The 23,929-nt window shown below is 63.1% G+C and carries 19 protein-coding genes and 1 pseudogene; 13 read left to right on the forward strand and 7 right to left on the reverse strand.

The window, feature by feature from the left end:
• Positions 1 to 3: 3 nt before the first annotated feature.
• Both AAGS40_RS05355 and hutG read left to right on the forward strand, forming a co-directional pair.
• The gene (locus AAGS40_RS05355) at positions 4 to 1,389 is read left to right on the forward strand and encodes a formimidoylglutamate deiminase (protein WP_345813677.1); all 1,386 of its coding nucleotides are present in this window, start codon (positions 4 to 6) and stop codon (positions 1,387 to 1,389) included.
• 70 nt (positions 1,390 to 1,459) lie between these two features.
• Positions 1,460 to 2,272, forward strand: a complete 813-nt coding sequence (gene hutG / locus AAGS40_RS05360; protein WP_345813678.1) for an N-formylglutamate deformylase — start codon at positions 1,460 to 1,462, stop codon at positions 2,270 to 2,272.
• 104 nt (positions 2,273 to 2,376) lie between these two features.
• Here hutG and AAGS40_RS05365 read toward each other — a convergent pair whose 3' ends face one another.
• Positions 2,377 to 2,514 carry a hypothetical protein gene (locus AAGS40_RS05365; protein WP_345813680.1) on the reverse strand — a complete coding sequence of 46 codons (138 nt, stop codon included), beginning with the start codon at positions 2,512 to 2,514 and terminating at the stop codon, positions 2,377 to 2,379.
• Between the two features lie 322 nt (positions 2,515 to 2,836).
• Here AAGS40_RS05365 and AAGS40_RS05370 point away from each other — a divergent pair, with 322 nt between their 5' ends.
• Both AAGS40_RS05370 and AAGS40_RS05375 read left to right on the forward strand, forming a co-directional pair.
• A complete protein-coding gene (locus AAGS40_RS05370; RefSeq protein WP_345813681.1) occupies positions 2,837 to 3,514 on the forward strand; it encodes a hypothetical protein in 678 nt (225 codons plus the stop codon).
• Positions 3,515 to 3,635: 121 nt separating this feature from the next.
• Entirely contained in the window at positions 3,636 to 5,501 is a 1,866-nt protein-coding gene (locus tag AAGS40_RS05375) for a DUF3857 domain-containing protein (protein ID WP_345813682.1), read from the forward strand.
• A 37-nt stretch (positions 5,502 to 5,538) separates the two neighbouring features.
• On the opposite strand, the gene AAGS40_RS05380 is transcribed toward AAGS40_RS05375, so the two are convergent.
• From AAGS40_RS05380 to glgC, 5 genes are all read right to left on the reverse strand, one after another.
• Positions 5,539 to 6,690: a branched-chain amino acid ABC transporter substrate-binding protein gene (locus AAGS40_RS05380; protein WP_345813683.1), complete on the reverse strand. Its 1,152-nt coding sequence runs from the start codon at positions 6,688 to 6,690 to the stop codon at positions 5,539 to 5,541.
• Between the two features lie 385 nt (positions 6,691 to 7,075).
• Positions 7,076 to 7,537 carry a hypothetical protein gene (locus AAGS40_RS05385; protein ID WP_345813684.1) on the reverse strand — a complete coding sequence of 154 codons (462 nt, stop codon included), beginning with the start codon at positions 7,535 to 7,537 and terminating at the stop codon, positions 7,076 to 7,078.
• Between the two features lie 132 nt (positions 7,538 to 7,669).
• On the reverse strand, positions 7,670 to 8,536 hold the full coding sequence (pdxY, locus tag AAGS40_RS05390) for a pyridoxal kinase PdxY (protein WP_345813685.1): 867 nt from the start codon (positions 8,534 to 8,536) through the stop codon (positions 7,670 to 7,672).
• Positions 8,537 to 8,756: 220 nt separating this feature from the next.
• A complete protein-coding gene (gene glgA, locus AAGS40_RS05395) occupies positions 8,757 to 10,217 on the reverse strand; it encodes a glycogen synthase GlgA (protein ID WP_345813687.1) in 1,461 nt (486 codons plus the stop codon).
• A 36-nt stretch (positions 10,218 to 10,253) separates the two neighbouring features.
• Complete coding sequence (gene glgC, locus AAGS40_RS05400) at positions 10,254 to 11,519, reverse strand: glucose-1-phosphate adenylyltransferase (RefSeq protein WP_345813688.1); 1,266 nt, start codon at positions 11,517 to 11,519, stop codon at positions 10,254 to 10,256.
• A 550-nt stretch (positions 11,520 to 12,069) separates the two neighbouring features.
• Here glgC and AAGS40_RS05405 point away from each other — a divergent pair.
• On the forward strand, positions 12,070 to 13,209 hold the full coding sequence (locus AAGS40_RS05405; RefSeq protein WP_345813690.1) for an alpha/beta hydrolase: 1,140 nt from the start codon (positions 12,070 to 12,072) through the stop codon (positions 13,207 to 13,209).
• Positions 13,210 to 13,405: 196 nt separating this feature from the next.
• Here AAGS40_RS05405 and AAGS40_RS05410 read toward each other — a convergent pair whose 3' ends face one another.
• On the reverse strand, positions 13,406 to 14,401 hold the full coding sequence (locus AAGS40_RS05410; RefSeq protein ID WP_345813691.1) for an LLM class flavin-dependent oxidoreductase: 996 nt from the start codon (positions 14,399 to 14,401) through the stop codon (positions 13,406 to 13,408).
• Positions 14,402 to 15,046: 645 nt separating this feature from the next.
• Between AAGS40_RS05410 and AAGS40_RS05415 the strand changes: the two are divergent.
• The 8 genes and pseudogenes from AAGS40_RS05415 to AAGS40_RS05450 all read left to right on the forward strand — a co-directional run.
• Positions 15,047 to 15,196, forward strand: a pseudogene (locus tag AAGS40_RS05415) (alkanesulfonate monooxygenase); the annotation flags it as partial.
• A 792-nt stretch (positions 15,197 to 15,988) separates the two neighbouring features.
• Entirely contained in the window at positions 15,989 to 17,590 is a 1,602-nt protein-coding gene (locus AAGS40_RS05420; RefSeq protein ID WP_345813692.1) for a rhodanese-related sulfurtransferase, read from the forward strand.
• Positions 17,591 to 18,470: 880 nt separating this feature from the next.
• The gene (locus tag AAGS40_RS05425; protein WP_345813693.1) at positions 18,471 to 19,022 is read left to right on the forward strand and encodes a hypothetical protein; all 552 of its coding nucleotides are present in this window, start codon (positions 18,471 to 18,473) and stop codon (positions 19,020 to 19,022) included.
• Positions 19,023 to 19,047: 25 nt separating this feature from the next.
• Entirely contained in the window at positions 19,048 to 20,001 is a 954-nt protein-coding gene (locus tag AAGS40_RS05430; protein WP_345813694.1) for a patatin-like phospholipase family protein, read from the forward strand.
• 492 nt (positions 20,002 to 20,493) lie between these two features.
• Complete coding sequence (gene hisQ / locus AAGS40_RS05435; RefSeq protein WP_345813695.1) at positions 20,494 to 21,183, forward strand: histidine ABC transporter permease HisQ; 690 nt, start codon at positions 20,494 to 20,496, stop codon at positions 21,181 to 21,183.
• Between the two features lie 6 nt (positions 21,184 to 21,189).
• Entirely contained in the window at positions 21,190 to 21,903 is a 714-nt protein-coding gene (locus AAGS40_RS05440; protein ID WP_345813696.1) for an ABC transporter permease, read from the forward strand.
• A gap of 85 nt (positions 21,904 to 21,988) precedes the next feature.
• A complete protein-coding gene (locus AAGS40_RS05445) occupies positions 21,989 to 22,780 on the forward strand; it encodes an ABC transporter ATP-binding protein (RefSeq protein ID WP_345813697.1) in 792 nt (263 codons plus the stop codon).
• A gap of 79 nt (positions 22,781 to 22,859) precedes the next feature.
• On the forward strand, positions 22,860 to 23,909 hold the full coding sequence (locus AAGS40_RS05450; RefSeq protein ID WP_345813698.1) for a GlxA family transcriptional regulator: 1,050 nt from the start codon (positions 22,860 to 22,862) through the stop codon (positions 23,907 to 23,909).
• Positions 23,910 to 23,929: the final 20 nt, after the last annotated feature.

Raw genomic sequence — 23,929 nt, forward strand, 5'->3', positions numbered from 1 at the left:
AAAATGACGCAACCGAAACATTCACTATTCGCGCAACATGCGTACCTGCCTGACGGCTGGCGTCGCAACGTGCTGTTCGAGTGGGACGCCGCCGGCATGCTGACGTCCGTTGCGCCGGATACGGCGGTCGCGCCACGCGGTGTCGAGCAGGCCGCCGGTCCGCTATTGCCTGGGATGCCGAATCTTCATTCGCACGCGTTCCAGCGCGCAATGGCGGGTCTCACCGAATATCGCGCCAATGCGACCGACAACTTCTGGAGCTGGCGCGATCTGATGTACCGCTTCGCTGCGCGTATCTCGCCCGACGTGCTTGGCGCGGTCGCGCAGTGGTTGTACATCGAAATGTTGAAAGCAGGCTATACGTCCGTGTGCGAGTTCCACTACGTGCATCACACGCCGGACGGCCACCGCTACACCAATCCGGCGGAGATGGCACAGCGCGTGGTGGAGGCGGCCTCGACGAGCGGCATCGGCATGACGATGCTGCCGGTGCTTTATCAGTACAGCGGTTTCGGCTCGCGTGCGCCGCGTGAGGATCAGCAGCGCTTCATCAATTCGCCCGACAGCCTGCTCGATCTGCTCGGCGCGCTGCGCACCGCGCGCCCTGAAAGCAACGCGATACGCTACGGCGTTGCGCCTCATTCGTTGCGCGCGGTGTCCGAGCAATCCTTGCATGCGCTGCTGGGCGGCATCCACGCGAGCGCGCCGGTCCACATTCATATCGCCGAGCAAACGGCCGAGGTGGACGCGTGCGTCGAAACAGAAGGCGCGCGTCCCGTACAGTGGCTGCTCGATCGTTTCGACGTGGATAGCCGCTGGTGTCTCGTGCATGCGACGCACGTGGACGCGAACGAGACGCTTGCGCTCGCAAGGAGTGGCGCGGTGGCCGGTCTGTGCCTCACCACCGAAGCGAATCTCGGCGACGGCATCTTTCCGGCGCAGGACTATCTGGACGCGAACGGCCGTATCGGCGTGGGCTCGGACAGCCACATCGGCGTCGACTGGCGCGCCGAATTGCGTCTGCTCGAATACGGTCAGCGTCTGACGCGCCGGCAGCGCAACGTGCTCGCGTCGGCGCGGGCCACGTATGTGGCCGACCGTCTGTTCGACGCCGCGCTCGACGGCGGTGCGCAGGCGACCGGCCGCGCAGTGGGCGCGTTGCAGGCGGGCCGTCGCGCGGACTGGCTCGTGCTCGACCCGGATCATTCGAGCATCGCCGAGCACGCGCCCAACGCGTGGCTCTCAGGCGTTGTATTCTGCGAACATGGCGAGACGCCGATTCGCGATGTGTATGCAGGCGGCGTCAAAGTCGTCGAGAACCGCAGGCACCGCGACGAAGAAGGCGCTTATGCGCGTTATCGCGTCGCGCTGGCCGATCTGCTCAAATGAACCAGCTCGTCTGAACGGCGCGCCGGCGCGTTACGCGCAAGGCTCCGTTTTCCCTATATTCCGGACCGATATGACTGCATCGAACACTCCGCCGGTTTTCTCGTTGCATCGGGGAAGCCTGCCGCTTCTGATCTCGATTCCGCATCTGGGCACGCAAATCCCCGCCGACATCGCCGCGACGATGACATCCGTCGCGCAACGCACCGACGATTGCGACTGGCATCTGGATCGGCTGTACGCATTTGCAAAGCGTATGGGCGCGTCGATTCTCACGCCCACCTATGCGCGCTATGTGATCGATTTGAACCGCCCGCCAGACGGCGCGAACCTGTACCCCGGACAGGACACCACGGGTTTGCTGCCGCTCGACACGTTCGACAAGGAGCCGCTGTATCTCGACGGCCATCTGCCCACCGACGCGGAGGTCGCCCGCCGGCGCGACGCATACTGGAAGCCGTATCACGATGCACTGACAAACGAGCTTGGCGCGTTGAAAGCCGCGCACGGCAAGGTGCTGCTATGGGAAGCGCACTCGATCCGCTCACACGTGCCGCGTTTTTTCGACGGACGTCTGCCCGATTTCAATTTTGGCACGTCGAACGGCGCGAGCGCGGTGACCGGGCTGGGCGACGAACTGGCCGCCGTCGTCGAACGACATGGCGGCTATACGGCGGTGGCGAACGGCCGTTTCAAGGGCGGCTACATCACGCGGCAGTATGGGCAGCCGTCGCAAGGGGTGCATGCGGTTCAACTTGAACTCTCGCAGATCACGTACATGGAAGAGCAGATGCCCTACGCGTATGATGAAACGCTCGCGGCGAAGGTCGAGCCTTTGCTCGAAGCACTCGTCGGCACGGCAATGGAGCGTGTGAAATACGCGTAAGCGTGGTTCTTTCCACGCGGGGTCGGCGTCCGAGGCCAAAAAAAGCCCCGCTCAGTGCGGGGCTCGCTCAAGCGTTTCACGCCCATACGGGCGCGGCGCGCTCATCAATGGCAGCGTTTTTCCCAATGATGATGGACGCGCACCTTGTGGCAAACGGGGTGATGATGCTCGTATGCCTGAGCCGGGGCAATTGCGCTCAGGGCAGCCACGGTTGCAGCAAGGGCGAGAATGATTTTCTTCATTACAGAATCCTTAAATCAGTGTTGGGTGCCAGAGCTACAGCACAAGGTGTGCCGTAGCGGATCGTAAGCATGCCACATCCCACGCGTGCGGCACAGGAACGCTCGCAGCCTGTCTGTTGTCAATTGAGAACACTGACCGTCGTAGGCCGCCTGCAGCGGACATGAGCGGGAAGCAGCCCGCTGCATGTCATTTCGACAAATGGCAGGCTCGACATGGGCACGCCCCAATTGCGCGGCCCGTGACAATACGGCTACCCTTTCAAATCGATGACGCGCCCGAGCGCGTCGTCCATACATCGGGCAGAAGATGGAAGACCCAGCAATGGAAGATTCCGACGAATTGATGCTCCCGGTCTGGCGCGCCAACCTCGTGCTATTGACCCGCGAAGTCGGCGCGGCCACGCGCCTCGCACGCATGATGACGTTTTCCGCGAGCTACCTGAAGTTGATGTTGTCCGGCCAGCGCGAGTTCAGCGAGGAATTCGCGCGCGGCGTCGAGGCGGTGACGGGCTTGCCGCCTGGCTGGATGAACGCTGCGCATACCGAAGCCGACATTCCCGCGAACGCACGCGAGGCCATCGACAATGAGCAACCGCTCGCACGTTTTCGCGGCACCGCCCACCCGGTCCGGAAGAAAACGGTGCTACGGCCTCCAGAACCGATTTTCGGCCAGGCCAGCCCCGCGAAACGTTTCGAAGAAGAGACCGTGGACGTGGAAACACATCGGCGGCAGGCGCACTTTCGCAAGGTCCGCGATCTCGCGGTGCAGGACGTGCGCCGCTTCGAGCGGCATCTGAGTCACGCGCCCGTTGAGCTCGCGTCGATGCGCTCCAAAGTGGAAGACGTGATCGCCGCCGCGGAACTGGACGATCCGATCCAGGCCGATCTTGCGGGCCGGCTGGAGCAGATCGAAAAGCATCGTCATCTGTTGCTCAGGCACGTGGAACGACTGCAGACCCTACTGACGCAACTCGGCGACGGCGTTGAAACGCAGCACTAAGCGTCGGCGTGCGTGCATCGGGGCCGCGCGTGTTGCGTCCGCGGGACGTGGCCGGTTGAACGCGGCGGATGCGCAAGGGTTCGCGCGCCGCCGCGCCGGTCTCGTCAGAGTCGTCAGACTCATGACACTCGCGGCGTTCTTCGTGGCCGCCGGGTTCGCTCAGGCTGGCGAAAGCGCGTCCGTGACGGCGGCCGACGATCTCGCGCCGTCCACCATGCAAAGCGACGTGCACGTCTTCACGATCCAGAAAGACGGCTCGATCGAAGAGCACGACGACACGGTGATGCGTGCGAACACGACGAGCGGCGTGGACGACATCGCGCAACGTTACGTGTGGTTCAACAAGGACATCGAGCAGGTGCAACTGCTCGCCGCGGAGACGATCGACGCGAATGGCGTCGCGCACCCCGTCGGTCCGGAGGCGATTCGCGACGTACAGGAACCGCGTTCCGCCGGGGCGCCGAGTTTTGAGGACGGCGTGCTGCGCACGGTAATTTTCCCGGGCGTCGCGCCCGGCTCGCGCGTGCACCTCGCGTTTCGCAAAACGCGAACGAAGCCGTTGCAGGCCGGCACGTTTGGATACCTCGTGGAACCCACACGCGACCCGGTCGAATTACAGCGACTGATTTTCGACCTGCCGGCGGACGTGCCGCTTTACGCCGACGCTCGCGGCTACGTGGCGGTGCCCCCCGTCACGGCGAACGGCCGCACGCGCTACGAATTCGACTACCAGCATGGGCCCTATGCGCCGCTGGAAGCCGGCGCCGTGGGCTACGCGAACTGGGGTGACCGGCTGATGGTTTCCACCGTACCTGACTTCGCGACGTTCGCCGCGCGTTATCGCGAGCCGGCCATGGACCCGACGATGAGCGACCCCGCCATCGTGCAGCTTGCGCAGAGCCTGACCGCGAATGCCGCCGACCCGCGTGACAAAGCCCGAATCCTGTACGACTGGATGCGCCTGAACATCCGCTACGTGGCGCTCTTTCTCGGCGAGACGGCTGCGATTCCGCACAAGGCGATCGATATCCTGCGCAATCGTTACGGCGATTGCAAAGACTATGTCGCGCTCTACAGCGCGTTGCTGGCGGCGGTCGGCATTCGCAGCGAGGCAGTGCTGCTCAATCTCGGGCCGTACTACAGTCTGCCGGACGTGCCCGGCTATGGCGTGAGTGCGATCAACCATGCGATCATCTGGATTCCTGAATTGTCGCTCTATGCGGATACGACCGCGGGCGGCATGAGTTTCGGCTATCTGCCGCCGAGCGTCATGGACCGGCCGGTATTGCTGGTCGGCGAGGGCGTACTGTCGCGCACGCCCGCCACGCAGTTGCGCGCACGCACCGCGCGTCTGCAGATCGACGTGGACGCGAACGGCGCGGCAAGTTACGCCTACCGTGTGGAAGACGCAGGTTACACGGCGGAACTGGAACGCAATACATTTCGCCGGGCGACGCGTCAACGCGCGCAGCAGATCGCCGCAAACCGGCTGTTGCAGACCGGTTTGCACGGCACCGCGCAACTGCGCACGGGCGACGTAGACGCCACGGACGGCCCGTTCGTCACGTCGATGCAAGGCAAGGTGGACCATTTCGTCTGGACCGACGGCACGACCGCGGTGCCCGCCCTCACGAGCCTCTCAGGAGGGATGGGTGCTCAGGTGCAGGCGTGGCTTGCGGAGCCGTCCAGAACGCAACCCTGGGCCTGCATTGGCGGCGACTTCGACGAAACGCTGGAGATAAGTTTGCCGGCATTCGTGCGTGTGACGGATTTTCCTGCCGACACCACCGTGCAGGACCGCGATCTGAATTTCTCGTCGCGCTACGTTTTCGACCCGGTGACCCGGGTCTTGCAGGTGAGGCGACACCTCAGTGCCGCCTTCGGCCATCAGATGTGCTCCGCGAGCGAGTTCGGCGAGATGAAGGACGATCTCGTGCGGATTGAACGCGACCTCGACGCCGATCTCGTGTTGCGGGCGTCGAGATAACGGAGCGCGCACGCCGTTCGATCAGCGCTTCGTCGCATCAGGTACCGCTCTTCGTCACGATCGGCACCCATGCGCCATTCTTGACCTGATAGAGCGTGGAGGAGCCGCTCTTCAACGCGCCGGTGCTGTCGAACGAAATCTTGCCGGTCACGCCGTCGAAATCGATCGCCTTGAGTGCGGGCCGGTACACCGCGGGAGACGTCGATCTGGCCTGCTGCATTGCCTTGATCGCGGCCCATGCGCCGTCATAACCGAACGGTGCGTAAGAGAGGATGTCCACGCCGAAACGCTTCTTGAATTTCGCCGAGAAGGTCGCGCCGCCTGGCAGTTGCGATAGCGGACGGCCGTATTCCCAGGCCATCACGCCTTCGGCGGAATCGCCCGCAAGCTTGATGAAGTCCTCGTCCATCACACCGCCGCCGCCCACCAGTTGCGCGTTCAGTCCCAGTTGTTTCATCCGCTTCGCGAAGCCCGCGGCCTGGGTGTCCAGCCCGCCGAAGAAAACCAGATCGGCATTCGTTGACTTGATCTTGGTGATCTGCGTACTGAAGTCGACCGCTTTATTGTCCGTGTATTCGCGCGTGATGATGCTGCCGCCGTGCGCCTTCACGGCTTTCTCGAACTCGTCGGCTTCGCCCTGGCCGAAGGCCGTGCGGTCGTCGATGATCGCGATGCGTTTGGCCTTGGTCACCTCGACGGCATAGACGCCCGCGTTGCCGGCATTTTGCGCGTCGGTGGAAATCACCATGAAGGTGTTCGCAAAGCCGCGCCCGGTGATGATGGGATTGGTCGCGGCCGGATCGATTACCGGAATGCCGGCCTGCTCGTAGACCTGCGAGGCCGGGATCGTCGTGCCCGAGTTGAAGTGGCCCACCACCGCCGCGACGCCCGCGTCCACCAGTTTCTGCGCAGCCTGCACGCCGACGCGCGGGTCGGCCTGGTCGTCTTCGACGACAATCTGGAACTGCGCCACCTTGTCGCCGATCTTGATCTTCTGCGCGTTCGCTTCTTCGAGCGCAAGCTGGACGCCGTTTTGCAGATCCTTGCCGTAGCCCGCGTTCGCACCCGTCAGCGGAGCGGCAAAGCCGATCTTGACCGTCAGATCATCGGCACGACTGGCGAGCGGCGCGGCCGCGAAGACAGCGGCAATCAGCAGGCCAAGCGTTTTCAGCGTGTTGCGACGACTCATGGTCTCTCCTTTCATCGACAGTTTCAGGGTGTTGAAAGCGTTGAAAGCGGCAAGGCGGTCGCGCGGGATCGACGCGCGGGTCAGGCCTCTCGCGAGGCGCACCGGAAGACGCAGGAATGATCGTTCGCCATAAACAAAATGGGAAGACGCGCTGCCCCTGGGCCATTCGATGCATGCGCGGCCGTCTGACACGCCAAGGAATCTGGCGCGAATATAGAAAGCCAATTTGAGTTCGTCTTGGCAGATCGCGGCGCTTCGAATGAGCATTTCGGCACAGCCGGCGCAGCGCTTTGGCGGGCGGTCACAGCGACGCGCGGCCCGGGTGAGGATCGCGGCATAGGTCGGCCCGCACGCGGGCCGCGGAAGGCAACGTTGTGAAGCGGGCTTAACGCTCGCCCTGGAGCCGCAGCAGTTCTTCGCGAAAGCGCAGAAGCGGCTCCCTGGTTGCCTCGTCGGCCCACGTGTCGAGATCGTCGATTGCACGCTGACAGCCATCGAGCACGAGATCGAGATCCACCGGCACGCCGTTGTTCATCGCGAATTCGATGGTTTCGGCAAACTGCTGGCACTCGTCTTCGCCATACGAGATGTCGAGGTTGTCGGCGATCACTTCGGCGATGTTGCTGCGCGCCTTGTCGTCGGGCGTCACCATGTCGACGATTCCGCGCGCGACCGCGGGCGAATAGTAAAGCGCAATGTCGAGCCACTGAGCCGGATCGAAGTCGGCCTGGTCGAACTGGTTCTCGAAGTACTCGATCGCTTCCTGTTCGTGCGTTTCGTCCGCGTCGACGCTCATGCACAACTGCTCGAAATATTCTTCCCGCTCGCTGCGGATATAACCGTCCATCTGTGCCTCGTCTGCTGAATGCCGGGTGCCTGAAAAAATGCCGCGTGAGCGAAGCGCACGCCTCGCTCACGCGGCACGCATTATAGGACGCCGGCCTGACAGCGCAGATTCACGCAAAAAACGACGATGCGGCTACGCCGATTCGGCGACCCACGCGTCGAACCATTCGCGCGGCTGCGCAATGTCGTTCTGCGCGGCCACGAGTTCGAGTTCGTAGCGGCCGGCTTGCCAGGTCTGCTTGACGACCGCGTTGACCGCGGCGAGCGTATGCTCGAAAGCCGCGCGAATCGAGTCGCCGAGCAGCGTGCGAGCGACGAACACCGCGCTCGTGAGATCGCCGACGCCCACCGGCTGCCGCGCGAACGGGTACAGCGGACGCTGGCCCATCCACGCTTCACGCTCGGTAACGACCAGCATGTTGAAGCGGTCCGCGGGACTGTTGCGGTCGAGCAGGTGCTTGACCAGCACGAGCTTCGGGCCGCGCGCGATCAGTTCGCGGCACGCGATCACGGCTTCCTCCAGCGTCTCGATCTCGCGGCCGGTGAGAAGCTGCAGTTCGGTATGGTTCGGCGCCATCGCGTCGGCCTTTTCCGGCATGGTGCGCACCAGAAATTCCTGAATGCCCGGCTCGACCTTGCAGCCGCTCGCCGCGCCCATGACCGGATCGCAGAAATACCACGCACGCGGATTGGCGGCCTTCACCGCTGCGACGATCTCGAGCACCGATTCCGCCTGTTCCGGCGTGCCCAGGTAGCCGGACAGCACCGCGTCGCAGCGCGGCAGCATGCCGATCGCACCGATTCCGTCGACGAGATCTCCCATCTGCGCAGCGTCGATCGCGCTGCCTGTCCAGTGGCCGTATTGCGTGTGATTCGAAAACTGCACGGTATTGAGCGGCCACACGTTCACGCCAAGACGGCGCATCGGAAAGACAGCCGCGCTGTTGCCGGCGTGCCCGAATACGACATGTGACTGGATGCTCAGGACGTTCTTCGTCATGGTATGGCGCGCGCAACGCTCATGCGCGATCTGGGAAACAGGAAGGAGTGCCGCGAAGCGTGCCGGCGGCGGCCGGATGCCTCGCGCGGCAACGTGGAAGCAGGCCGGGCAGGTAAAAATGCACGGCTTGCGTGATCAGGAAACAATACATGAGTTTGCTGTTCGCGAGTTGATCCGGCCCCGTGTTGTTGCGCCGAACCATCAAACGGCGCGGGCTTCGTCAGACCAGTTCGCGATACAACGCGAGATAACGCTCGGCGGAGGCACCCCAGCCGAAGTCCTGCCGCATCGCGCGCCGCTGGGTGGCTTTCCAGTCGGTGCGGCGGCCGTAGAGGGCGAACGCGCGGCGGATCGCGGCGGCGATGCCCTTCAGCTCGAAGCGTTCGAACACGAAGCCAGTGGCGATCTCATCGGCAAGGTTTTCGAGCGAGGCGTCGACCACGGTGTCCGCGAGACCGCCGACGCAGTGCACGAGCGGCAGCGAGCCATACGCGAGCGCGTAGAGCTGCGTGAGGCCGCACGGCTCGAAGCGCGACGGCACCGCGATCACGTCACTGCCCGCGACGATGGTGTGGGCGAGCGTTTCGTCGAAGCCCAGTTCGACCGCGACCGAGTGTGGGTGCGTTTGCGCCGCCCGCTTCAGGCCGTTTTCAAGCGCGGGGTCGCCCGTGCCGAACACGACGAGCTGTCCGCCGCGTTTGACGATTTCGGGCACCGCTTCGAGCAGCAGATCGAGGCCTTTCTGCTCGGTCAGACGGCTCACCACGCCGAACAGCAGCGCGTCGTTTTTCTGCGTGAGGCCGAAGCGCTTTTGCAGCGCCTCCTTGCAGGCGATCTTTCCGGCGAGGCGCGTGACGCTGTAATGATTGTCGAGGAGCGCATCGCTCGTCGGATTCCAGACGGTGTAATCGACGCCGTTCAGAATGCCGCTCAGATCGTGCGAACGGTGCCGAAGCAGGCCGTCCAGGCCGCCGCCCTGTGCAAGCGTCTGAATTTCCCGCGCGTAAGCGGGGCTCACCGTGGTGATCCTGTCGCTGTAATACAGGCCTGCCTTGAGAAAGGACAACTGGCCGTAGAACTCGATGCCGTAGACGCTGAAGAAGTCGTCCGGCAGGCCGAGCTGGCCGAACTGGTGCGCGGGAAAGACGCCCTGATAGGCAAGGTTATGTACGGTGAAGATGCTGTGGGCGAGCGCGCGGCCCTGCTCGCGCTCGGCGGCTTTCAGATAGGCAGGCGCGAGGCCCGCGTGCCAGTCGTGCGCGTGAATGATCTGTGGCGACCACGCCGGGTCGAGCTGCTGCGCCATTTTTGCAGCGACCCAGCCGAGCAGCGCGAAGCGCTGCGCGTTGTCGCCGTAGGGGACGTGTTCGTCGTTCAGATACGGGTTGCCGGGCCGGTCGTAAAGCGTTTTGGCGCGGATCATGTAAACCGTCAGCCCGTTCGACGGCAGCGTGCCCTGTTCCAGCGTCACGTCCGGCGCGTCGAAATGGCGCCCGAGCTGGGCGACCGTCCGTACGTCGGTCAGCCCGGCGGCGACCGACGGAAAGCCCGGCAGCAGTACGCGCACATCGGCGCCGCGCTCGATCAGCGCGGGCGGCAATGCGCCCGCGACGTCGGCGAGACCGCCCGTTTTGAGGAGGGGATACAGCTCGCTTGCGACGTGCAGGGCGCGAATCGTCATAGGCTCCGTCTCGTTCCAGTTGATGGGATGCAGGTGTCAGTTCGCTTTTGCCTGTAGCGTTTCGGGCGTGACCAGCACGACGCCTGACTCGGTACGGTAGAAGCGCTCGGCGTCGGCCACCGGATCTTCGCCGATGACCGTGCCGTCGGGAATCGCACACCCGCGGTCGATCACGACCTTCTGCAGGCGGCAACTCGCGCCGACTGTGACCTGTGGCAGCAACACTGCCTCATTGATGTTACAGAACGAACTCACTTTCACGTTCGAGGACAACACCGAGCGCGAAATCTGTGACCCCGAGATCACACAGCCGCCGCACACGATCAGATTATTGCCCGAGCCTTGCAGGCCTTTCATGTCGCGCACGAATTTGGCGGGCGGCAACTGTTCCTGATACGTCCAGATCGGCCACGAGCGGTCGTACAGATCGAGCGTCGGAATCGTGGAGGCGAGATCGAGGTTGGCCGCCCAGTACGCGTCGATCGTGCCGACGTCGCGCCAGTACGGCTCGACATTCGGATCGGACGATACGCACGACATGCTGAACGGATGCGCGATCGCCGTGCCCTGGGTGACTACGCGCGGCAGGATGTCCTTGCCGAAGTCGTGATCGGTGTCGATGCTGGTGATGTTGTCTTCGAGCAGCGAGTACAGATAGTCCGCATTGAACACGTAGATGCCCATGCTCGCGAGGGCGGTGTCGGGACGGCCGGGAATGCAGGGCGGATCCGCCGGTTTCTCGACGAAGCCGGTCACGCGCCGATTTTCGTCGACATGCATCACGCCGAAGGCCACCGCTTCCATTCGGGGCACCTCGATGCAGCCGACCGTGCAATCCGCGCCGCTTTCTGCGTGGTCGAGGATCATCCGCGTGTAGTCCTGCTTGTAGATGTGGTCGCCCGCCAGCACGATCACATACTTGGGCCGGATCGAGCGGATGATGTCGAGGTTCTGGAACACGGCGTCGGCCGTGCCGCGATACCAGTGCGCGCCTTCGACGCGCTGCTGCGCCGGCCACAGGTCGATGAATTCGCCGAACTCGCCGCGCAGGAAACTCCAGCCGCGCTGCAGATGACGCAGCAGCGAGTGCGCCTTGTATTGCGTGACCACCGCAATGCGGCGAATGCCCGAGTTCAGACAGTTGGACAGCGCGAAGTCGATGATCCGGTATTTGCCGCCGAAATGCACTGCCGGTTTAACGCGTTTATTGGTGAGCGGCCCGAGCCGCGTGCCTCTTCCGCCCGCGAGGACGATGGCGAGGGTCGTGCGTTGCAGATCGTTCAATCGTGCCGGAGTGTCCATGTCTGTCTCCTGTGTCGACGAGAGCCGACGCCTGAGCGCTGACTCGAGTCGCATGCGAATAGTTGCTGATTGGTATGCCCCGGGTGCTGCTCCGTTTTTCTTCGCTGATCTTTCGTGTCGGCGGCCGGCTTTTGGCATCATGACGCTGTCAGCCGGTTCTCGCACTGATTGATCGCAAGCCTGAAGTGTCCACTACGCAGAGAAGCCGGCGCGCAGTCTTCCTTGTGCAAGATCGGCCGTAAAGAGGCTCTGCTCCGTGCGTCATGACACATAGGGCGTGAGGTGATCCGGTGCAATATACGTGCCCAGAAGCAATGGCTCAAACCGCCTGGTCGAGCCGGCTTGATTTAGGCGGTTGACTGCTGGCCGGCGTCGGTTTTGCGCTGCCTTCGATTGCGGCGGCATCGTTGCGCATGGCTTGTGCGAGCAGCGGCAGAGCTGAGCGGTGCGTCGTAGAATCAAGCGCTTACGGCAGGCGGCGCCCGCACAATCGGACTTCTGCATCCCGCCTGCTTCTCGTTTCATGGCTCTTTCACTGGCAAATTAAACGATGAGTTCCTGCCGGCATACCTTGCTCGCCATTCTGGGCGGCTGTGTATTTTTTGCGGCGCCGACGGCGCTAACGACACCCCTCGCGGCGTTCGCCGCAGAGACAGCGGCCTCGGCTGGAACTGATGGAGCGAGCGGTGCCGCGCACGCGGGGAGCGAGGCCGGTACGTCGGCCGCTGCTTCTGACGATGCGGGTCCCGCTTACGGTCCCGAGTTGCAGGGCTTCAATTATCCGGCGCCCGTCGACCAGTACGAATTCAGGTCACAGGGCGTGGCGCTGCATATGGCTTACATGGATATCAAATCCGCCCATGCGAATGGACGCACGGCGGTGTTGCTGCATGGCAAGAACTTTTGCGCGGCCACGTGGGACGCGACGATCCGGCGGCTGAGCGACGCGGGCTACCGGGTGATCGCGCCTGACCAGATCGGTTTTTGCAAATCGAGCAAGCCTGAGCATTACCAGTACAGCTTCCAGCAACTGGCGCGCAACACGCATGCGTTGCTCGAATCGCTCGGCGTGACCGATGCCACCATGATCGGCCATTCGACCGGCGGCATGCTTGCCATCCGCTATGCGCTCATGTACCCGCGCGAGACGCAGCAACTGGTGCTGGTCGATCCGATCGGCCTCGAAGACTGGAAAGCGAAGGGCGTGCCGTCGCTGTCGGTCGATCAATGGTACGCGCGCGAACTGAAGACGACCGCCGACAGCATTCGCCGCTACGAGCAATCCACCTACTACGCGGGACAGTGGCGCGCCGACTACGAACCGTGGGTGCAGATGCTCGCGGGCATGTATCGCGGACCGGGCAAGCAGATCGTCGCGTGGAATTCAGCTTTGCTTTACGACATGATCTACACGCAGCCTGTTGTTTACGAGTTGGGTCAACTGAGCATGCCGACGCTGTTGCTGATCGGGCAGAAGGACACGACCGCCATCGGCAAGGATGCGGCGCCGCCCGAGGTGCGCGCGAAGCTCGGCCATTATCCGGAACTCGGCAAGGCTGCCGCGAAAGCGATTCCGCACGCGACGCTGATCGAGTTCGCCGAGCTAGGGCACGCGCCGCAGATGCAGGACCCGCAGGCGTTTCACAAGGCGTTGCTCGACGGGATGGCGGCGGTGCCGGCGAATCGCTAGAGGGGAGGCGTTGCCGCGCTGGGCGTCGTTCGCGACTGCCGTAAGTGAAGGGCGACGAGGCGTGCCCGGAAGCAGTCGAGGGCGGTGCCGCTCAAGCGGACCGCCCTTTTTTGCGGTGGTAGGTGCTTGCTGGACGTTGCTTCTGCCGTGAGCTCTCGCCGCATGCGCCCGCGCGCTTTCGCCGCAGGCTTACCTGTTACTTGCTCGCGCTCAGTTCATCACGCACTTGTGCGCCGATTTCGAACGAGCGCAGACGCGCGGTGTGGTCATAGATCTGCGCGGTGAGCATCAATTCGTCGGCGCCGGTTTGCTCGATGACCGACAGCAAACCTTCGCGCACCGCGTCGCGGTCACCGATGACCGTGCACGCAAGCGAATGCGCAACGCCGTTCAGTTCCATGTCCGATGCTTCGAGACGCTCGACGGGCGGCTGCAACAGTCCTGGCGTGCCGCGTCGCAGGTTGATGAACTGCTGCTGCAGCGAGGTAAAGAGACGCTGCGCTTCGTCGTTCGAATCTGCTGCAAACAGGTTGACGCCGACCATTGCATACGGTTTGTCGAGGGTAGCCGACGCACGGAACTGTTCGCGGTAGACCTTCAATGCGGTGAGCAGGTAGTCGGGTGCGAAGTGGGACGCGAACGCGAACGGCAGACCGAGCGTGGCCGCGAGTTGCGCGCTGAACAGCGACGAGCCGAGCAGCCACAGCGGCACGTGCAGGCCCGCACCGGGCACGGCGCGGATGCGTTGACCGGGCACCGGGTCGGCGAAATAGCGCTGCAACTCCACGACGTCATCGGGAAAAGAGTCTGCGCTATTTTGCAGGTCCCGGCGCAGCGCGCGGGCGGTGGTCTGGTCGGTGCCGGGCGCGCGACCGAGTCCCAGGTCGATACGGTCGGGGTACAGCGACGCGAGCGTGCCGAACTGTTCCGCGATGACGAGCGGGGCATGGTTGGGCAGCATGATGCCGCCCGAGCCCACGCGGATTGTCTTCGTACCCCCTGCGACGTGACCGATCACGACGGCGGTGGCCGCGCTGGCGATTCCGGTCATGTTGTGATGCTCCGCGAGCCAGTAGCGATGGTAGTTCCACTTTTCCGCATGCTGCGCGAGGTCGAGCGTGTTACGGAATGCGTCGGCGGGGGTGGCGCCAGCAGTGACGGGTGACAGGTCGAGGACCGAGAAGGGGATCATGGTGCTTTGCTTTCCACAAGGATTTTGGCGCTTTCGGGTTTTTGCGCTTTTGCGTGATCTGTCGATTGTGGCAAAGGTTTGGGGTTTTTGCTCGGAAGGGTGGGGATGTCCACGTTCGTGGAAGGGGGTTGAGGTTTGGGTGTGCTTTCTTTTTTTTCTTTTCTTTGTGATGTTGGTGGTCTATTGGCGTTGCCCCTGTGCGGGGCGGCACCTACTTCTCTTTGCCGCCGCAAAGAGAAGTAGGCAAGAGAAAGCGGCTCAAACCGCTAATTCTTAAGCGGGTCCCCCAGTTCGCAGAAGGCAGTGGTTCATCTGGAATCTGTGCTCCCGCACACTCCGCCCCTGTGACAAGGCAGTCATTCTTCCGGCGGCGCTACGCGCGTCGACGGGTACATCCCAAACCGTTGGTTGTCCCACGCGCTCTGCGCATATCAGGATCATCGGTTGTCGCGGCGTTGCCGAGGCGAAGCCGATCGCCCCCCGCCGCTGTTGTCACCGCATCGCTGGTTTCCCTGGCAGACCCGTCCGCGACGCACGTAGTTCGGAGCGGGAGCGGATGACGGCTTTGTCACGAGCGAGGGAAGTGCGAGGGATCGTTCGTATATCGAAGCAATGTACCCTTCAAGTCGAGGCGCCCGTTCGTGGCTGGCCGACACGCTTGCGGAATATCATGCGCTCGGTGTCTCCACTTTCCTCATGCGCGGTTTCGATCCGCTCGAAGATGCCTTCGACTATGGCCGCGCGCTCATTCCGGCGACCCGCGAGCGAATCGCGCGCGGCAGAGTGGCTGCCTGACAGGCCGCGATGCCCAATCTGTTTTCCCATCAACTCTGTGCGTGGGTTGCCCTCGATCGAACGCCACGCGCCGCTGCGCAAGTTCCGGTTCGACAATGAACCGCCGCGCGAAAACAGGGCAAAAAAATGGCGCAATCGTCAGCCGCGTCTCGCGCCCACACTCCACCCGCCGACCGCCATCGTTCAATCAGGACTCTGTTTTTGCAAAGCATCAAAAAGTGGTTGACGCTACCGCTTGCAACGGCGCGACTGCAAATATTGCAAGCAGGTTATTTAGCAGGTCGCTGAGCAGGTAACCAAGCAAGTCACACTTGAGACTACGTGTACCCATCTCCTCCTAGATCAGCATGCGATGTGGCACCGCTTTGGGCCAGCGCGCCCAGACTAAGCGCTCGCATGGTGCGGGAGCGCAGCGTCCAAATCCAATCCTCTGATTTTACAGTGATCTGAACCCTGAGGCAGGGCCGGCCACGTGCAGGCGCAAGCTCGTTTATCAAGCGCCGCGTGGCGCGGAAATTGCACAGTCCTCTACAACACTGCGGACGGCGTCTTGATAAAGGGACCGGACGTCGGCGCGGTCGATGCGGCGTCGCCACGCTTTGACGATCTGCGTCGTGCAAGCAGGACACGGAGTGACCGTACGCTTATCCGCATTCACGTGTACGGTGCAAATATCGGCGCGGTCAGGCGCTCGGCCAGTGAGGCCGGCACAGGCCGCAAGCCATTTATATCCGGCTATTCGAACGACGTGTTGCCGAATAACTGGAACGTCACGAGGGAGTTTTCGAACTCATGAGTTTCGCCAAAGTATTTCGTACCCGATCTTTCAGAGATGTGCGCCAAGCCCTCCTCGAGCGCGAGGAAATCGCGCTCGTGGATGTGCGCGAAGAAGATCCGCACGCGCGTAGTCACCCATTATTCGCAGCCAATTTGCCGCTGTCGCGGCTTGAACTCGACGCGCCGGTTCGTCTGCCGCGCCTGGCGGTCCCCATTGTCGTATTCGACGACGGCGAAGGTCTCGCCGAGCGAGCGGCTGAGCGGCTGGAGGAACTGGGCTACACCCATGTCACGTTGCTCGAAGGAGGTTTGCAGGGCTGGCGTGATGCAGGGGGTGAACTGTTTAAAGACGTAAACGTGCCGAGCAAGGCGTTCGGTGAACTGGTGGAAAGCGAGCGCCACACGCCATCCATGCCGCCTTCGCAGGTGCAGGCGCTGCTCGATCGTGAGGCGAATGTCGTGGTGCTGGACGCGCGCCGATACGACGAATATCACACGATGAACATTCCGGGCAGCATCAGCGTGCCCGGGGCCGAACTCGTGCTGCGCGCGCGGCAGATCGCGCCGGACCCGGCCACACGAATCATCGTCAACTGTGCGGGGCGCACGCGCGGCATCATCGGCGCGCAGTCACTGATCAATGCGGGCGTGCCCAATCCGGTCGCGGCGCTGCGCAATGGAACAATGGGCTGGACGCTCGCTGGTCAGGCGCTCGCGCACGGCAGTTCGCGGCGCTTCGATCCGCACGTGGACGACCACGTGCGTCTCGTTTCCGCCGACGCCGCGCGCAATGTCGCGAACCGCGCGCGCGTGGGCCGTACGTCGCGCGACGAAGCGCGCCGCTGGGCCGGCGAAGCGGTGCGGACCGTCTACCGTTTCGACGTGCGCACGCCGGAAGAATACGAAGCGGGGCATGTCCCCGGTTTTCGCAGCGCGCCCGGCGGTCAACTCGTTCAGGAGACCGACATGTTCGCGCCGGTGCGCGGCGCCCGCGTGATCCTCGCGGACAACGACGGCGTGCGCGCCAATATGACGGCATCGTGGCTCGCGCAGATGAACATCGAGGTCTATGTCGTGGATGGTCTGATGCCTGCCGACTTCGCGGAGAAGAGTTCCGGCCCGTCGGCGCGCCATGCACCCACGCCGCCGGCAGTCGATGAACTGACCCCTACCGAACTGCGCACGTTGCTGCAATCGCCCGGCACGGCGGTGCTGGATTTCACGACCAGCGCAAACTACGTGGAGCATCACATTCCCGGCGCGTGGTTCGTGATCCGCTCGAATCTCGAACAGGCGCTGCTCAAGCTGCCCGCTGCGCAACGCTATGTCCTCACGTGCGGCAGCAGCCTGCTTGCACGCTTCGCCGCGCCCGAGGTTGTGGCATTGACCGGCAAGCCGGTTCAGGTGCTAAGCGGTGGCACGAATGCATGGATCGATGCGGATCTGCCGCTGGAAATTGGCGAGACGCGGATGGCGTCGCCGCGCATCGACCGTTATCGTCGTCCTTACGAGGGCACCGATAACGCGCGTGAAGCAATGAACGCATATCTCGAATGGGAGTACGGACTCGTCGCGCAACTCGGCCGCGATGGCACGCATGGCTTTCATGTGATCTGACATGGGCCGCCTTGATCCAGCAGGGCAGCTTCACGCGATGAAGCTGCCCGCCCGACGTGCCGTTTGACTGTATGCCGGGTGCCCGCTTTTTTGAAGCTGTGCCGGGGCAGTGTTCATTTGCCTGGCAAAATACGGCGTTTGTCTGATCCGTACGCGCGCCTGATCGCCGATGACATCCACTCGATGTCATGACGTAAGCGCAGCGATGACAATCTCCGCAGCATTGCACCGCGGATACTGACGAAGCTACCAGTATGATCCGCGGATTTTGACGTGCGCACGAGTGTTGATCGCCGTTTTCCGTTACGTTGATACGCACACCGATATCACTGCTTCGCTTGCGGGCAACGCGGTGACGCACCGTCATTCACTTTCCGGCAGCAATGCGTCCGGCTCATTGCTCACGCAGACCCATGCCGGCGTTCCCGGCTAGCTCCACGCAGCCGGATCTCAAGGAAGTGTCGGCTCTTGAATCATCTGCCGATTCAGTGTAAACGCGCTCTCGTCTAATGCGTGCAATGCGTTTAGATTAGCTGCACCCGAAAGGCTCTATCGAGGGACCAGGGCGGCCATTCCAGCAGCAGTCCGTTAATCCGGCGATCGCGCGAGGTCAGCGGCCAAGGTCAATGATCGCATCGCGTGGAAGCGGACTGCTGCGCGTCGTCCCTGCCGGTTCAGCAAGCGTTCGTGGTGTCGCCTGCCGTCCTGTTCCCGCTCTCCATTTTCCCTGCCAGATCGCAGCGCCACCTGCGCGCCGCGCCCGCTCGCGGATTTTTCCGTGCGCGGTTATCCTGTAGCACGTCCCGGATGCAATGGCCGTCGGGGTAGACATAAACATTCGGACGCCGGCGATGCGCCGCGTTCCTACAGGACATCCGCTGTGAGTCTGAAACCGCTTACTGCCGTCATGCTGGCCGCGTGCGTCGCGCTGACCGGCTGCGACCAACAACAGAGCGATCAAGCCGTGCAAAAACTGAAGGAGTTCTTCAATGCCGTCAAGCCGGACGCGCTCCTGTTGAAAAACATGACGCCCGGCCTGACGACCGAAGCGCAGATCCGCGATCAGATGGGCAAGCCGGAAACCGAGCGCATTTTCACCGACGGGTCGAAACGCTTCGAATATCCGCGTGGTCCGCAGGGGCTGAATACGTATATGGTCGACATCGACCGCGACGGGAAATTGCAGGCCATCACGCAGGTGCTGACGGCAGAGAACTTCGCAAAAATCCGCATGGGTATGACCGAGGACGAAGTGCGCCGTTTGCTCGGCAAGCCAGGTGAAGTCGCGGTCTATCCGCTCAAACCGGAGACGGTGTGGAGCTGGAAATGGCGCGAGCGGGGCGTCACCGAAGAAGGCATTTTCAACGTCCACTTCGACCAGTTTCACAAGGTGTACACGACATCGCGCTCAGACGTGATACGTGGGCGATAGACAAAAATAGAAAGCGGGGTGAGCAATGATACGTCGACGTCGGTACAGCCGTATCGGGCTGGTGTTGGGAGGGGGCGCCGCACGCGGCTGGGCGCATATCGGCGCAATCCGTGCGCTGCACGATGCGGGTATCAAGCCCGACGTAGTGTGCGGCACGTCGATCGGTGCGCTCGTCGGCGCGGTCTACGCGAACGGCGATCTCGACTGGCTGGAGGAGTGGGTGTCGCGTCTGACATGGCAAACCGTGGTACGCCTGCTCGATCTGCGGCTCTCGGGCGGTCTGCTGGGTGGACGCAAAGTGATCCAGCTTTTCGCCGACAAATTCAATGGACGATCAATCGCGCAACTGAACATGCCGTTCGCGGCCGTGGCCACCGAACTCGATTCGGGCCGCGAAAGCTGGCTGCAGGACGGCAGCGTGGTGGACGCGGTGCGTGCGTCGATTGCGATTCCCGGCATATTCACGCCGGTGTGGCACAACGGCGTATGGCTCGTGGACGGCGGCCTGAGCAATCCGGTGCCGGTGTCGGTCGCGCGTGGCATGCGGGCGGACTGCGTGATTGCCGTCGATCTGAATAACGACATCCTCAATGGCCGCGATTTCGGCGGCGCCGTGGTCGATACGCCGGCGCTCGACCCATCCGCGCCGCCGCCCGTCGCGCTGCGGCGCAACGGCAAACCCTGGCCACGCTGGCTCGCGCCCGCGGAAGCACGCGCCACCGACGACGTACGCGTGCCGCCTCCGCCAACTGGGCGCGTGCCGTCCATGCTCAGTTCGATCGCGCAGAGCATCGACATCATGCAGGTACGGATCACGCGGAGCCGGCTCGCCGGCGAGCCGGCGGACATTCTGATTCAGCCGCGTCTGGGTGGAATGGGAATCTTCGATTTTCATCGCGCCGCGCCGGCTATCGAAGAGGGACGCGCGGCGGTCGAGCACATGCTGCCCGCCATTCGGGCGCGTCTGGGGATCGACTAGGCGGACAGTCGTGCACGTATGCCCGTCACCTGCGTGTCACCCGCCCGGCACCTGTGTGCCGATGCCGTGCCGGAATGCGTGCGGGACTGCGTGCCGGACTGCGGGCTGAATTGCGAGCCGAATTGCGTGCCGCTTGCTTGCCTTTGCATTAGATCCACGCGCTGATCACAACGCTCAACGGCTCGGACCGCGCGCCCGCATCTATCGAAAAAGCGACTCGAAACTTGCTAAATCGCGGCAGCGCTTGCCGCCCGTCGCCGCGCATACCGGTTCCCATGCCGCGTCAAACCGGCGCCGATAGCGGCTCGCCGCCAGATTCCGCCACTTGCTGCGGCGCAACAAATGCGCTGCGATCCTTTGAGCATTTAATTTCGTCCTGCGAGACTGCGCGCCATGCTGGATGAACCGGTTGCAGCAATCGCGACGCCCTCGCGACCGCTGCAAGGCCGCCATGATCCAAGACATCCTCAATCAACATGGATGGAGACACGCGTGTTCCTTTATGGCTTTGGTCCGGTGTTGCTGGCCGGCACGATCCAGACGATCGAGCTGTCCGTCCTGTCGCTGGCGGCGGCCGTGCTGCTCGGCCTCGCGGGCGCGGCGGCGAAACTGTCGTTCAACCGCCCATTGCGCGCGCTGGCAACGGGTTATACGACGCTGATCCGCTCGGTGCCGGACCTCGTGCTGATGTTGCTGCTGTTCTATAGCATCCAGATCGCCGTCAATAATTTCACTGACGCGCTGAGCCTGCCGCAATTCGATATCGACCCGTTCGTGGCGGGCGTGCTGACGCTCGGCTTCATTTACGGCGCGTATTTCACCGAGACGTTTCGCGGCGCGTTCCTCGCGGTGCCGCGCGGCCAGCTGGAAGCGGGCAGCGCGTACGGCATGAGCGGTGCGCGGGTCTTCACGCGCATCCTGTTTCCGCAAATGATGCGTTTTGCGCTGCCGGGTATCGGCAACAACTGGCAGGTGCTCGTGAAGGCCACGGCGCTGGTGTCGATCATCGGTCTCGCGGACGTCGTGAAAGCCGCGCAGGACGCAGGCAAAAGCACCTTCAACATGTTCTTCTTCATCATGATCGCCGCGCTCATCTATCTGGCGATCACCACGGCGTCGAATCTCGTGCTGATCTGGCTGGAAAAGCGCTATTCGATCGGCGTGCGCCACGCGGAGCTTTGACCGGTCATGATCGACATTCTCAGCCAGTTCTGGCGCGCGTTCCTGTACTGGGACGGTCAGCGCATCTCGGGTCTTGCAGTGACGCTATGGCTGCTGGTGGCGTCGATCGCAATCGGCTTCGTGCTGGCGATTCCGCTTGCGGTGGCGCGCGTGTCGAAGAAGCGCTGGCTGTCCACGCCGGTGCGTCTTTACACCTACGTGTTTCGCGGCACGCCGCTTTACGTGCAATTGCTGCTGATCTACACCGGCATGTACAGCCTGGAATTCGTGCGCTCGCATCAACTGCTGGACGCATTCTTTCGCAGCGGTTTTCACTGCGCGATCCTTGCGTTTGCACTGAACACCTGCGCTTACACCACGGAAATTTTCGCGGGCGCGATCCGTTCCACGTCGCATGGTGAAGTGGAAGCGGCACGCGCGTATGGGATGAGCGGTTTCACGATGTACCGCCGCGTTGTGATACCGTCCGCGCTGCGCCGGGCGCTGCCGTTGTACAGTAACGAAGTGATCCTCATGTTGCATGCCACCACGGTCGCGTTCACGGCCACTGTGCCGGACATCCTGAAAGTGGCGCGTGATGCAAACTCGGCCACCTACCAGTCGTTCAATGCATTTGGACTCGCCGCGCTGATTTACCTCGTGGTGTCGTTTGCGCTAGTGGCGCTGTTCCGTCGCGCCGAGCGGCGCTGGCTCGGCTACCTGGCGGTGCGTGCGCATTGAATGCGGTTGCTGCCGCAGCACATCCCGCTGCGAAGCCCAGCCGCTGAACACGAAGATCGATCCGTATCTACAAAGGGAGAGCATCTTGCTCCACACGACTCAAACCGAAGCTTGCAAGCTCGCCGTTCAGGACATCCACAAGCGCTACGGCGACAACGAAGTGCTCAAGGGCGTGTCGCTGAACGCGAACAAAGGCGACGTGATCAGCATTATCGGCGCGAGCGGGTCGGGCAAAAGCACGTTCCTGCGCTGCATCAATTTTCTGGAGCGGCCGAACGCAGGGCAGATCGTCGTCGACGGCGAAGCGGTGAAGACGAAAGCCGACCGCGCGGGCAATCTCGAAGTGGCGGATCACAAGCAGCTGCAGCGCATTCGCACGAAGCTCGCCATGGTGTTCCAGCACTTCAACTTGTGGGCGCACATGAACGTGATCGAGAATATCGTCGAAGCACCGATTCATGTACTCGGCTTGCCGCGTCGTGAAGCGGAAGACCGCGCGCGCGAATATCTGGAGAAGGTCGGGCTCGCGCCGCGCCTCGAGAAGCAGTATCCATCGCATCTGTCGGGCGGCCAGCAGCAGCGGGTGGCGATTGCCCGCGCGCTCGCAATGAATCCCGACGTGATGCTGTTCGACGAACCCACGTCCGCGCTCGACCCGGAACTCGTGGGCGAAGTGCTGAAGGTGATGCAGAAGCTCGCCGAAGAAGGCCGCACGATGATCGTCGTCACGCATGAAATGGGTTTTGCGCGCAACGTGTCGAACCACGTGATGTTCCTGCACCAGGGGCGCACGGAAGAAGAGGGCCTGCCTGCGGAAGTGCTCAGCTCGCCGCGCAGCGAGCGTCTGAAGCAGTTCCTGTCCGGCAGCCTGAAGTGACGCGGCGCGCAGTCGCGTTTTCCGCCGCCTCGTTCGCTGCCGGATTCGCCGCCGGACCCATCGTCTGATTCAGCCCGCAATGCCTCGCACGTCCAGCCCGGCTCGCATCACGCAGGTCGCTATCGTTGCCTTGCCGCCCGTGTCGATGTCGGGCGTGGGACCGATCGTCGACGCGCTGAATCTCGCCAATGAAATCGACGGCCGTGCACTGTACCGCGTGCAGGTCTGCTCATGGGACGGCCGTCCGGTGGCGCTCTCGGGCGGCGCGCAGTGGGCCGCCGATGCCGCGTTCGGCGACGCCATCTCGTGCGACTGGCTGATCGTCGTCAGCGAGCGGTTTCAGCAGTTTGCCGATTACCGGCTCTTCCTCGCCAGCCTTTCGCGCGTCGGGCAACGTACGCCGCTCGTCACCGGTATTCACCACGGCGTGTGGTGGCTCGCGATGGCGGGGCAGTTGTCCGGCTATCGCGTGAGCGTGAACTGGGAAACCTATCAGCAGTTCTCCGAGCAGTTCGAGCGCTCTATCGTCACGCAGCAGATTTTCGAAATCGACCGCGATCGCGCCACGTGCGCCGGCGGTCAGGCCACCGTCGATTTCATGCTGGCGATGATCGGCCGCGAGCATGGCCCCGAACTCGCCGACCGGATCGCCGACACGCTCGGCGTGGGCGTGTTGCGCGCGGGCGAGGAACGTCAGCGCATTCCATTCGTGACCGCGCCCGGCGAGCGCCATCCGCGTCTGAACGACGCGCTGCTCCTGATGGAAGCGAATATTGAAGACCCGCTCACCACGGACGAAATCGCCGGCCTCGTGGGCGTGTCGCGGCGTCAGCTGGAGCGCCTGTTTCGCCAGTATCTCGGCTCCATGCCGTCCAAATATTATCTCGGCCTGCGGCTTTCGAAGGCGCGCACGCAACTGCAGCGCACCAGCAAGTCGGTGGTGCAGATCAGTCTTGCTTGCGGGTTCTCGTCGGCGGCGCATTTTTCGAATGCGTACCGCGAACGCTTTGGTGTCACACCGCGAGAGGATCGTCGTAACTGGATCGACAAACAGACCGGCGCGACGGGCGCGGCAGCAAGCGAACCGCGGCCCGCGGCGTTGATCGAACGGCCGGATCAGGCGGATTGACACGACACACACCACACACA

Origin of the sequence: Paraburkholderia sp. PREW-6R (assembly GCF_039621805.1) — a bacterium.
GTDB lineage: Bacteria > Pseudomonadota > Gammaproteobacteria > Burkholderiales > Burkholderiaceae > Paraburkholderia.

Excerpts from the sequence above, each read along its gene's own strand:
- hutG (WP_345813678.1), top strand. The coding sequence starts at position 1,460 with ATGACTGCATCGAACACTCCGCCGGTTTTCTCGTTGCATCGGGGAAGC.
- AAGS40_RS05380 (WP_345813683.1), bottom strand. The coding sequence starts at position 6,690 with ATGAGTCGTCGCAACACGCTGAAAACGCTTGGCCTGCTGATTGCCGCT.
- AAGS40_RS05385 (WP_345813684.1), bottom strand. The coding sequence starts at position 7,537 with ATGGACGGTTATATCCGCAGCGAGCGGGAAGAATATTTCGAGCAGTTG.
- AAGS40_RS05365 (WP_345813680.1), bottom strand. The coding sequence starts at position 2,514 with ATGAAGAAAATCATTCTCGCCCTTGCTGCAACCGTGGCTGCCCTGAGC.
- glgA (WP_345813687.1), bottom strand. The coding sequence starts at position 10,217 with ATGACGATTCGCGCCCTGCACGTCGCAAGCGAGCTGTATCCCCTCCTC.
- AAGS40_RS05450 (WP_345813698.1), top strand. The coding sequence starts at position 22,860 with ATGCCTCGCACGTCCAGCCCGGCTCGCATCACGCAGGTCGCTATCGTT.
- pdxY (WP_345813685.1), bottom strand. The coding sequence starts at position 8,536 with ATGACGAAGAACGTCCTGAGCATCCAGTCACATGTCGTATTCGGGCAC.
- glgC (WP_345813688.1), bottom strand. The coding sequence starts at position 11,519 with ATGGACACTCCGGCACGATTGAACGATCTGCAACGCACGACCCTCGCC.
- AAGS40_RS05355 (WP_345813677.1), top strand. The coding sequence starts at position 4 with ATGACGCAACCGAAACATTCACTATTCGCGCAACATGCGTACCTGCCT.
- AAGS40_RS05420 (WP_345813692.1), top strand. The coding sequence starts at position 15,989 with ATGAGTTTCGCCAAAGTATTTCGTACCCGATCTTTCAGAGATGTGCGC.
- AAGS40_RS05375 (WP_345813682.1), top strand. The coding sequence starts at position 3,636 with ATGACACTCGCGGCGTTCTTCGTGGCCGCCGGGTTCGCTCAGGCTGGC.
- AAGS40_RS05430 (WP_345813694.1), top strand. The coding sequence starts at position 19,048 with ATGATACGTCGACGTCGGTACAGCCGTATCGGGCTGGTGTTGGGAGGG.
- AAGS40_RS05370 (WP_345813681.1), top strand. The coding sequence starts at position 2,837 with ATGGAAGATTCCGACGAATTGATGCTCCCGGTCTGGCGCGCCAACCTC.
- AAGS40_RS05410 (WP_345813691.1), bottom strand. The coding sequence starts at position 14,401 with ATGATCCCCTTCTCGGTCCTCGACCTGTCACCCGTCACTGCTGGCGCC.
- AAGS40_RS05405 (WP_345813690.1), top strand. The coding sequence starts at position 12,070 with ATGAGTTCCTGCCGGCATACCTTGCTCGCCATTCTGGGCGGCTGTGTA.
- AAGS40_RS05440 (WP_345813696.1), top strand. The coding sequence starts at position 21,190 with ATGATCGACATTCTCAGCCAGTTCTGGCGCGCGTTCCTGTACTGGGAC.